7 protein-coding genes are annotated in these 11,224 nt (G+C 58.5%); all 7 read left to right on the top strand.

Features of this window, described 5'->3' with window-relative positions; all coding sequences use genetic code 11:
* Nucleotides 1-1,016: carboxypeptidase regulatory-like domain-containing protein (locus HKN37_04635; protein NNE45930.1), on the top strand; the 1,016-nt coding region annotated here is incomplete at its 5' end.
* On the top strand, nt 1,013-2,509 hold the full coding sequence (locus HKN37_04640; protein NNE45931.1) for a sigma-54-dependent Fis family transcriptional regulator: 1,497 nt from the start codon (nt 1,013-1,015) through the stop codon (nt 2,507-2,509). The genes HKN37_04635 and HKN37_04640, both read left to right, overlap by 4 nt.
* On the top strand, nt 2,488-4,197 hold the full coding sequence (locus HKN37_04645; protein ID NNE45932.1) for a serine/threonine protein kinase: 1,710 nt from the start codon (nt 2,488-2,490) through the stop codon (nt 4,195-4,197). The genes HKN37_04640 and HKN37_04645 overlap by 22 nt, the downstream gene beginning before the upstream one ends.
* 73 nt (nt 4,198-4,270) lie before the next feature.
* Nucleotides 4,271-5,545, top strand: a complete 1,275-nt coding sequence (locus tag HKN37_04650) for a hypothetical protein (protein ID NNE45933.1) — start codon at nt 4,271-4,273, stop codon at nt 5,543-5,545.
* Nucleotides 5,542-6,360 carry a hypothetical protein gene (locus tag HKN37_04655; GenBank protein ID NNE45934.1) on the top strand — a complete coding sequence of 273 codons (819 nt, stop codon included), beginning with the start codon at nt 5,542-5,544 and terminating at the stop codon, nt 6,358-6,360. The genes HKN37_04650 and HKN37_04655 overlap by 4 nt, the downstream gene beginning before the upstream one ends.
* Nucleotides 6,361-6,572: 212 nt before the next feature.
* Nucleotides 6,573-9,350 carry a T9SS type A sorting domain-containing protein gene (locus HKN37_04660; GenBank protein ID NNE45935.1) on the top strand — a complete coding sequence of 926 codons (2,778 nt, stop codon included), beginning with the start codon at nt 6,573-6,575 and terminating at the stop codon, nt 9,348-9,350.
* A 460-nt stretch (nt 9,351-9,810) separates the two neighbouring features.
* Nucleotides 9,811-11,224: glutamine--tRNA ligase/YqeY domain fusion protein (locus HKN37_04665; GenBank protein ID NNE45936.1), on the top strand; the 1,414-nt coding region annotated here is incomplete at its 3' end.

Here is an 11,224-nt window from a genome sequence, read left to right on the forward strand (position 1 = left end):
CGATGGCCAAGGCTCAGATCGGCACCAGTATCCTCGCCTTGACGCTGATCATGTCGGCGTGCCTGGAGGACGGCGAACGCGGCAATCCCCTCGATCCCCTTTCCTCCAACTTCGTCGACGAAGGGCAAGTGAGCGGACGGGTGACGCAGCGATCGTTGGCCGGTGTTTCCGGCAGCCTTGTGCAACTGACACCTGGTGGACTCACGAGCGTTACCGATGGGTCGGGATCGTTCTCTATTTCCGACGTCCCGAGTGGTAGCTATACCGTGACTGTCGAAGCGGCAGGTTACGTGAACGCTGTGGACACTATTTCGGTGGCACCTGGCGTCCCGGTTGCTGCCAACTTCGAACTCAACGGATTGCCGATCCTCGAGTCGTGGACCGTCAACACCGCTCACATCAGTAGATGGTGGCCCCTTGAAGACCTTTTCCAGGTAGAGTTTGTTGTACAGGCGTCGGACATCGACGGTGTTTTCGATGTCGACAAAGTCTGGCTCGATATTCCCGACTACGGTTTTGCGGACACCTTACTCACCACTCAAACTACCGGTACGTTCGCGCGAACACTGAATGATCTTGACCTCCCGACAACCACGATTCACGCGCTTCTCGGCCGACCCATGCTACTGTCCGTTCGGGACCACCTGAGCGACATCGTGACCACGCCTGATCTGCGACTCGTACGTGTAATCGACGAGACGCCCGAAGCCGTAGAAGAAGCTTTTCAGAACGGACCCCAGGACTGTCTGCAGGGTCAGTCAGGCAGTGGGGTCGTACCGCTGATAGAGTGGAAACCGCTCTTCTTGCCGTATCCGTTCACACACCGCGTCGACATCATCCGCGTTGACTCGGGGCTCGAGACCCTGGTTGAACGAATCGATAACATTCCATTTGACGAGACCTCAGTCGTGGCCACACCGTTGCCGGATGGCGAGTACTACTGGACGGTCGCGGTGGTCGACGAATTCATGAACCGAAGCCGGTCGAAGCAGGTCGGATTCTGCATCATCCCATGAGTAATACGGAAGAACCCACAACCCCGAGCGCACTGCAAACGCTTTCCTCAATTGCAGCCACGATCAACTCGCTGGAAGATCCGGACCATCTTCTTGAGCGCGTTCTCGAAGCAGCGATGGAGTCGATCGGGGCCGAACGCGGCTTTGTCATTCTGGAATCTGCACGTGGACTGCCGGATCTGGAGGTGAAGAGCTATCGCAATTTCAACGACGACGAACTGGTCAAACTCGAGCACATCTCGCGGACGGTCGTGACTCAGGTCATCAAGTCGGGCGACCCTCTCCTGCTCTACGAGGCACAGAAAGACGATCGGTTTGGATCGACCGAGAGCATCGTCGTGGAGCAGATCCAGTCCATCGCCTGCGTGCCCCTCTCGCTGCGTGCCCGGCGCATCGGAGCGATTTATCTCGACAGTGTATCGCAGCCGGGCCGATTTACTCGCGAGAGTTTACCGCTCCTGACGGCCATCGCGGATCAATCGGCTGTAGCGATTGAGAATGCTCGACTCTACCGCTCTATCCGCGACGAGAACCGGCATCTCCGGGGTGAGGTGCAACGACTTTATGGATTCGACGAGATCATCGGGCGCAGCCGACCGATGCGGGACGTTTTTGACACCATCTCGAGAGTTATCGATTCGGACGCCTCGGTACTTCTTCAGGGTGAGAGCGGAACCGGAAAGGAGCTCGCAGCCCGTGCCATCCACTACAACGGAAGTCGAAAGGAGCAGCCGTTCGTGGCCGTTTTCTGTGGATCGCTGCCGGATGAATTGCTTGAGAGTGAGCTGTTCGGTCACAAGAAGGGATCGTTCACCGGAGCTGTCGCCGATAAGAAGGGTTTGTTCGAAGCTGCCCACACCGGCTCCATCTTTCTCGATGAGATAGCGGATCTGAGTCCCCGTATGCAGACGACTCTGCTACGCGTCCTCCAGGATGGAGAGATCCGTCGCGTCGGTGACACGGATGTGCGACGAGTTAACGTCAGGGTTATCTCAGCGACGAACCAGTCTCTTGAGGAGCGGACGAAGTCGGGAGATTTCCGCGAGGATCTTTTCTACAGATTGAACACGATAGAAATAACGATGCCTCCGCTTCGCCTCCGAGGTGGTGACATCGATCTTCTCGCGAATCACTTTCTGGACAAGTTCGCCACCAAAGGGCGAGCACACATCCGGGGATTTGCGGCGGAGTCATTGGACTTGCTCCGCGAGTATGCGTGGCCCGGAAATGTTCGAGAGCTCGAGAACGTGATCGAGCGCGCCGTTGTGCTCAGCAAAGGAGATACCATTTCACCCGAAGATCTCAAGCTTCGACCGATGGAAGATCGTGATCCGTTCGAGGCGGGAATGACTCTAAAGGACGTGGAGCGGATCGTGACATTGCGAACGCTGAAAGACCTCGATGGCAATATCTCCGAGGCGGCGCGCACGCTTGGCGTTTCGCGAAGGTGGCTACACTATCGGCTAAAAGAATGGGGCTCCGAGGAGCAGTAGCAGGTATCCAGCCGTTTGCCGAAATCAGTCGGCGGGCGACGACGATCGTATACAAGGGATACGACTCGTCGCTGGACCGCTATGTATTGTTGAAAGTCTTGCGTCCGGAGTTTGCCGTACACAACGACATTGCAGATCGATTCAAGAGCGAGGCGCAACTGCTGGCAAGGGTCGTTCATCCCAACGTTGTGTCGGTCTATTCCTACGGCGAAGAAGGTGGCGTGACCTACATGGCCACCGAGTATGTCGAGGGTCAGTCACTGGACGAGTTGCTGCAACGCGGTCCGCTGCCCTCGACCATCGCAGCCGGCATCCTCCAGAGAACCGCGGCCGGTCTCGCCGCTGCGCACGCTGAAGGTGTATTGCACCGCGATTTCAAGCCGGACAACATCCTCGTTTCGGCGAAGGGCGCTGTGAAGTTGACGGATTTCGGACTGGCTGTTTCACAGGATGCTGCCGAGAAGTCTCCCGCGATGGCCGGTACGCTTCCCTACATGGCGCCGGAGATCATCGGTGGTGGCGCGCCCTCGGAGTCGTCAGATCTGTTTGCTGTCGGCGCCACGTTCTTCGAGATGCTCACCGGTCGAAGAGCGTTCTCCGGGGACTCGGAAAGCGAGATCATCGACGGACTGCTGAGCGCGAGTCCGATGCAGGACGTCGAGTTGTTCACCGACGCCCCGTCAGGCCTGATGGTTATCTGCAGCAAACTGCTGCAGAAGGATCCAGCCGGGCGTTTCGCCAGCGCGACTGAGCTGGAGCACGCCTTGATGAAGGGTCAGCGGGTTGCCGTAGAAGATGTTGACATCGCTGCTTATGTCGCGGATCCTTCGGGCTGGGCGCCGCCCGCGGCTCGCGCGAAACCGGTGGACGACAATTCGATGCGCCCGGCTGCCCACGAACGGCGTCTTGCTCGTCCGGTTGCGTCGTGGGCTCTGGCTGTGACCGTCGTCGCAGCAGCGATCTTCCTGGTTACGAGGCTTCTTCCCGACGCTGATTCCGGACGATTGGCTGAAGAGTCGCTGGACTCCGCCACAGTCGACGTGTTGAATACGCGCGTTTCCGAGGACCTGCTTCCAGATGCGTCCACGTCCGAGCGTACGATCCCGATCCTGAATGAAGAACAGAAGCCCGACGTGGAGCCGGAAGCCACGCAGCCAACACGCATTACGACGATCGATCCTGTCGTCCCGGCAACCGCGGCCCTGGATTCTGCCGGCGTCGAAGTCGCCTTCGACACCGCCACGGTTGTCGCGGGCCCCGGCTTCCTGGCAGTAAGATGTATTCCGTGGGCCACGATATGGATCGACGGCGACTCGCTTGCTACGGCTTCGCTCGACACGCTGCGTTTGGCGTCCGGCGATCACGAGATTCTGCTTCGTAATCCCGATTTTCCCGACGTACGGCGAACGGTGCGGATCGACCCTGACGAATTCACCCGATTGGATGTCAGTCTGTGGTCCACGGTTGCCCGGTTGTCGTTGACCGTGATTCCCTGGGCCGAGATAGAGATCGATGGAGCCGTTGTTGATACGATCCCGCCGCAAGTTCGCCCGTTGATACTGGCCCCTGGTGCGCATCGTCTTCGCCTTATCCATCCGGACCTGGGGGAGATTAGCCGCGACATTGTGCTGACGGCCGGCGAACACAGAAATCTGGCGTACAATATGCGACAGGAAAGGTCGCAGTAGGATTATGGTACGGCTATTGCCACATACAAGTAGGAGACGAACAGATCGGCTAATCTCGAGCAATATTTGCGCTATGCAACGACGTTTACGAACGATAATCCTGAGCACGGTGGTCCTCGGTGCGTGGCTCGCAGCGGGGTTCGCTCTGCCTGACACCGTTGCCGCTCAGGAGTGGGAGATCGTCTCCGAGATGCCTCAGGCACGAGCCGGCGCCGCAGTGGTCGAGCTCGACGGTCAGGTCTGGGTTATCGGCGGACGTGGACAGCGAGAGCGCGCATCCGCTACCGTATTTCGATACGATCCTCTGTCGAACCACTGGAGCGGCGGCGACGAGATACCGCAGTTGAAGGAGGCTCGAGTGAACGCTACTGCGGCAGTGCTTGGTAGAAAAATCTTCGTGATCGGTGGTCGCAGTACCCAGGGCGAGGTCCTGCAGACGGTGGAGGTCTTTGACCCGTCCAGAAATGAATGGATCGACTTTCCCGATACGAAGAGGCAACGCGAGGGCGCGACGGCGATCATCCTCGGAAGTCGTTTGTATCTGATCGGAGGAAGCGACCAGGGTGAGAGAGCGCTCGAGACCGTCGAGTTTTTTGATGTTGCGAACGACCGCTGGGACGAGATCAGTGAATGGAAACTCGATCGACCGCGCGTCTCATCGGCGGCGGCGGTGTTGGATGCTTCCGTCTATATCTTCGGCGGCTTCAATACGTTTGGACCGGTCGGCCAGGTTCAGCAGTACAACTCTACGTCCGGTAGCGTTCAGTTTTCAGAAATGAGAGTTGCTCGCGGGGCGTTGGCCGCGGTGACGATGCACCGATCGATCTACGTCATCGGAGGACGCAGTAAGGACAGGGTGCTCGGCACGACGGAGATCTTCCGGCCCAGTGATGCGGGCTGGACTGAGGCCCCCTCACTGAACAGACCCAGGCACAGCTTTTCGGCGGTCAGGATCGATCAATCAATCTACGCATTCGGTGGCATCGGGCAGGACGGTGTACCGCTGGCTTCAGTCGAGAAACTGGGACCCATCAGCACTGCCACCGACCCGATCGCGCTACCGCCGGATCTGACGCTCGAACCTGGATTTCCCAATCCGTTTGCCCAGAATACCCGTTTTCGCTACTCTGTTTCGTCGCAAACCGGTCGTGTCCGGATCGACGTGCTGGACGTCACCGGCCGAAACGTGAGGAGCCTGATCAATGACTCACAGGCGCCCGGCACGTACGAAATCTCGTGGAGTGGTGACAACGATGCGGGCGCTCAGGTCGCCGACGGGTTCTACCTGATTCGCATGCGTCAGGGGCCCTTCAGTATTATCCGGAAAGCCGTACGAGTTGCCCGTTGAAGTATCGAGCGTCCGCGACGATTCTAATCCTCCTGGCGGTCGGAATGACCCGGCCATCGTTTGCTCAATCGCAGGACACACTGGGCGTTGCCGGTGTACGCAATGCCTACGAGCAACTGGATTTCGACCTGACTCTGTCGCGGGCGGAATTCGTGATCCGATCAGGTGATCGACAAGCGGCCGAAGACCTTGTGGAAGTCCACACGATTGCGGCGCTTGTACTCGTTGCCCGCAACCAGACGAGTGCAGCACGCGAGCACTTTGCCTCTGCGCTGAGCATCGACCCCGACCTTACGCTCGATCCCGTCCAGGCGTCCCCGAGGGCAGTGGAGTTGTTCGAGTCGGTTCGCGCTGAAACCAGAGCGCAATCCGCGGATCCACCTGCAGCATCGATTCGATACCTCAGAGTCTACGATCCTCGCCCCGCTGCCGCTTACCGGTCGCTGGTTCTGCCCGGTTGGGGTCAGATGTACAAAGGACAGCGGCAGCGTGGAATCGTTATGATGGCCTTGTGGGGAACGGCCGCAGCCGGCACCGTCACGGCGCACATCATTCGGCACAACAAGCACGACGCCTATCTCGATGAGACGGATCCTTCCGCAGTTCAGGATCGATTTGACTCATTCAACCGCTGGCACAAAGTCCGAAACAGCCTGGCGATGAGCACAGTCGCCACATGGGTCGTGAGCTATCTCGATGCGTTGATCTTTGAGAGCAGCAGAAGCAGCCGATCGGTCGTGCATCCGTCAATGGGAGTAACGACTGACGCGACTTCGAATCGACCATCGCTGTCTCTTCGATTGACCCTGAATTAGGCGTTGCGCACATTCTGCACACGGCGTAACCGTGGTGCTCAATCCCCCGGCTGTTCGACGGACTCAATTCCGGCTTTAAGTGCGGCAGACCCCTGATTGGTCACAAAAACGACGTTCTCGGGCCCGTTTTCGAAGATCGGCATCACCTTTGCAATCTCCTTATGAACACATCCAGGAAAAACCATCTGACATCTGACAGGAGTGCAACGACAATGATTGCTTTCGATACGAAAACCAGGGGAGTGCTGCTGGGAATGATTCTGCTCCTCAGCGCCCCGGTCGCCTTTGCCCAGAGCGGACTGACCGTCTCGCGCAACAGCGACTTCTCTACCCACGACCTGACGTTCGAGCCAGGCGAGAAGATGTTCGTTCTCGTCGACGCACCCGAACTCGATCCCATGGATATCGACGCGAACGAGCTTCGACTTCGGCACGAGAACAGCGGCGAGGAGATTCGATTCCGACTCGAGAATCAGTTCAACGCTCGCTACACCGCCGACGTCCAGCTCCCTGATGCCGAATGGGCGCGCGGTAGATGGACGCTTCACGTTCGGCTGCGCGATAAAGTCGGACACGAGTTTGAGGCGCGCCTCTCCATTGGAATCGGAGCAGGTGTCCAGCTTAGCGAGTTTGAACTCGAAGGACTTGTGACTGATCTCGGCGACGGATTCATCGGCGTCATGCACCGCAAGATCCGTGTCACCGAGCGAACGGAGATTGAGGACGACACCGATCGGCCGATTCGGCTCTCGGATATTGAGGTTGGAGATCGAGTGCACGTCCGCGGCATCATTGGAGATGATGGCACGCCGGTCGCGAAGAGGATCCAGCTCAAGTCTCACGACGGGCAGAACGAAGTGGAGTTCTCCGGAATGATCCAGGAGGTCTTCGACCGCGGGATCGTCATGTTCGGCCGCAAGATCGAGGTGAACGAACAAACCGAAATTTTCGGCGCCAATGAGCAGCCGATTCTCTTCTCGGAGCTCCAGCCGGGCATGATGGCGCGCGTGAAGGTCCGTGTCGACATGGACCACATCGTTGCGCTTCGGATTCGCGTGCGTGCCGGGAACGACTTCACGTTCGAGGTGAAGGGAACGATCACATCGATCGGCGATCGAGGATTCGAACTCGAGAATCACTTCATCGCTGTCGATGATCAGACAGAATATTTCGGCAAGAATGGAGAGCAATTGACCTTTGGTGATCTGGAAGTCGGCATGTTCGTGCAGGTACACGGTGTGCTCGGCGCCGATCGCGTTCCTACGGCCAGGCGGGTCAAGGTCGAGGACGAGCCCGGACCGAGAGAGTTCGAGGTCAAGGGCTTTATCCGGGAGATCGGCGACAACGCGATTCTGATCACCTGGGACCCGCGTCCGGGCACGATGGGACCTTCGTTCGCAATGAAGATTCTTGTCACTGACGACACGAAGATCCTGGGAAAGGACGACGAGCCCATCACATTTGCGGACCTCGAAGTGGGTCAGTTTGTGGAGGTTCACGGCTTCGTGAATGACGAAGGTGTCCCGGTGGCTCGTCTGATCGAGGTCGAGGAACCGGAACGACAAGAGATCACGGTGGCCGGCGAGATTCAGCGGCTGGGTGACAGGGTGCTGGTCGTCAAATCCATACCGTTCCGCGTAACCAACGACACGCAGATCGTGGATGAAATGGGTGCCCCACTCAGATTCTCAGATCTTTCTGTCGGAATGTTCGCCCGCGTGAAGGGATACATCTTCCCCGCTACCCATGAAGCGGTCGCGCTCAAGATCGAGGTCCGTACCCGACGCTACGTCCATCTTACAGGGACGATCAACGAGATCGGTAGTGACGCGATCTCCGTATCGGGAATTCGCGTCTTTGTGACTGCGGATACGAAGATCATGGATGTGGACGGCAACGCTCTAGAGTTCGCCGACCTCGAGGTCGGACAGGTCGTGCGTGTGATTGGATGGAAGACGGACGGCGGTGTCATGGCCAGGAGCATCAGGGTAAGGCTGCGCGTCGAGGACGAGGTGCTGGTAGCGGCCGTGCTCGAAGCGGTCGAGGGTGAGTCGATCACCGTTCTTGGCGTGTCCTTCCAGTTGTTGTCGACTACCGTCATCCTGGATGAGTCGGGCAACGAGATTGGTGTCGACGGTCTCGAGATCGGCAAACCGGTCGCGATTCGCGGGGATCTGCTGGAGGATGGTACGCTTGTCGCGTACAAGGTGAAGAAGCTCGACCGTGACGTTCGTGGAATACACGTCGTCGGTCCGGTCGAGTCTTCGGGCGCCAGCACGATTGAGGTTATTGGTATCCACTTCTTCGTCGATGGCTCGACGCAGATTGTCGACGTACTCGGACGTCCGATAACTCTGACTGATATCGCACTCGGCGCGACGGTTGATGTTCACGCTGTCGGTCAGCCTGACGGGACGCGACTTGCTCGCAAGATCCGCGTACTTGAGGTCCTCGTCGTGATGGGCGATGTCGATGTTCTGGCCTCGGATCGAGTTCAGATTCTCGGTCGCGACTTCATGATGGATTCGGATCCACTCGTGATGCTCGATAACGGCCGCGCCGGATCACTGGCAGAGACCGGTAGTTTCTCGCTTGTCGAGATTCGGGCTGCCACTAACGAGGCCGGTGAGCTCGTCGTGTCCAAGATCACCATGCACCAGGACAGTCAGTCGACGACGGTCGAGACAGATCCGGACGGAGATGCCCTGCCGGCGTCGTTCAACCTTGGACAGAACTACCCCAACCCGTTCAACCCCAGCACGACGATCGAACTGGAGGTGACGTCAGCGGGATCCGTGGATCTGACGATCTACAATGTCCTCGGGCAGAGAGTGGCAACGCTTGCCAGCGGGGTTTTGGCATCGGGCACGTACTCGTTCGTCTGGAACGGAACGGATGCATCAGGTGCCGCGGTGGCATCGGGTCTGTACCTGTATCAGGCTCGTGTCGCAGGCACTGTTCAAACACGGACGATGGCGCTCATCAAGTAGAGCCTTCGCTGTGTGCATAGATGGGGCCCCGCGGACGCGCATCCCGCGGGGCCCTTTTCTATTCTGGCCGACTTCGTTGCGAGGCCGCGACACTGCAGCGAGATGCCTGGTCATTCCGAGCCTGTCGAGGAATCCCTGTCAACGGTCTGCCTCCGCGCAACACAGGCCCCTCGACGGGCTCGGGGTGACGACGTTGCTTCATTCGTCACGCAGGCCGGTCACCTGACTCCCTCAGCGACCTGCCTCGACGCCACACAGGTCCTTCGACGCGTTCGGGGTGACGGTGTGGTTGCTTGCGTCTCGCAGCGCCTGCCACCTGTCTCCCATCGCCTTCTGTCTCGGACCCACGCAAGCTAATCCGCCAGCTCTCAGCGAGAGAGGGAATAATCCTACTCCACCAGCGTATATCAATTCTTCTCGACGGCCTGGTCGTCGACACCACCATGATCACTGAGAACCAATGAGTGACCACACTCCAGTGCCCGAGTCCGACGGCGGCGGCGCGACCAACTTTATTCGCGACATCATCGATGAGGATATCGCGACAAACAAGTACGGCGGCCGTGTTGTTACCCGGTTTCCACCCGAACCCAACGGGTACCTGCACATTGGCCATGCCAAGTCGATCTGTCTCAACTTCGGCCTGGCTGCGGACTACAATGGGATCTGCAACCTGCGCTTCGATGACACGAATCCGGAGACCGAGGATCCCGAATACGTAGCCGCGATAATCCGCGACATCAAGTGGCTCGGGTTCGACTGGGAGGACCGCCTCTACTTCGCATCGGACTATTTCGAGCAACTCTTCGACTGCGCCGTCAAACTCATCAAAGACGGCAACGCGTACGTAGACAGCCAGACAGACGATGAACTTCGTCAGACCAGAGGGACGGTGACGAAACCGGGAAGCGAGAGTCCGTATCGCGATCGCTCTCCAGAAGAAAACCTGGACTTGTTCACACGCATGCGCGCTGGCGAATTCAAGGACGGAGAGCATGTCCTTCGCGGCAAGATTGACATGTCGTCGACCAACATGAAACTGCGCGACCCGTTGCTCTACAGGATTCGTCACGCCCACCACTACCGGCGCGGTGACGACTGGTGCATCTACCCGATGTACGATTTTGCCCATCCCCTTTCCGACGCGATAGAAGGGATCACGCACTCGGTTTGCACGCTGGAGTTTGTGAACAACAGGGCGCTGTACGACTGGGTCCTCGACAAGGCGTGGGCGACCCCTCGGCCATACCAGCATGAGTTTAATCGGCTGAACCTGTCCTACATGGTGATGAGCAAGCGCAAGCTGCTTCAAATCGTTGGGGGGGGGCTCGTCGACGGTTGGGACGATCCACGACTCTGGACCATTGCGGGACTTCGCCGCAGAGGCGTCACACCCGAGGCCATCCGAGACCTGTGTGATCGTAGTGGTGTGGTCAAGACGGACACACGTATCGACATAGCGCTTCTCGAATACTGCATCCGCAATGATCTTAACTATCGCGCCCCGCGCGTCATGGCCGTGTTGCGTCCTCTTCGAGTGGTGATCACGAATTACCCCGAAGGCGAAACCGAATGGCTGGACGCGCCCTACTGGCCGCACGATGTGCCTAACGAGGGATCGCGCAAGGTGCCTTTCAGTCGTACGATCTTCATCGAGCGAGACGACTTCATGGAGGATCCGCCGCGGAGGTTCTACCGGCTCGCACCGGGTCGGGAGGTTCGTCTTCGATACGGTTTCTTCTTGACATGCAATGAGGTAATCAAGAATCCAGACACGGGCGAGATCGACGAACTACGCTGCACATACGACCCGGCCACCCGCGGCGGTGACGCACCGGATGGCCGCAAAGTCAAGGCGACGCTTCACTGGGTTT

The sequence above is a fragment of the Rhodothermales bacterium genome (assembly GCA_013002345.1).
Taxonomy (GTDB): domain Bacteria; phylum Bacteroidota; class Rhodothermia; order Rhodothermales; family JABDKH01; genus JABDKH01.

Bases quoted from the DNA above. Each gene is read 5' to 3' on its own strand.
- HKN37_04640 (NNE45931.1), top strand. From the start codon at position 1,013: ATGAGTAATACGGAAGAACCCACAACCCCGAGCGCACTGCAAACGCTT.
- HKN37_04645 (NNE45932.1), top strand. From the start codon at position 2,488: ATGGGGCTCCGAGGAGCAGTAGCAGGTATCCAGCCGTTTGCCGAAATC.
- HKN37_04650 (NNE45933.1), top strand. From the start codon at position 4,271: ATGCAACGACGTTTACGAACGATAATCCTGAGCACGGTGGTCCTCGGT.
- HKN37_04660 (NNE45935.1), top strand. From the start codon at position 6,573: ATGATTGCTTTCGATACGAAAACCAGGGGAGTGCTGCTGGGAATGATT.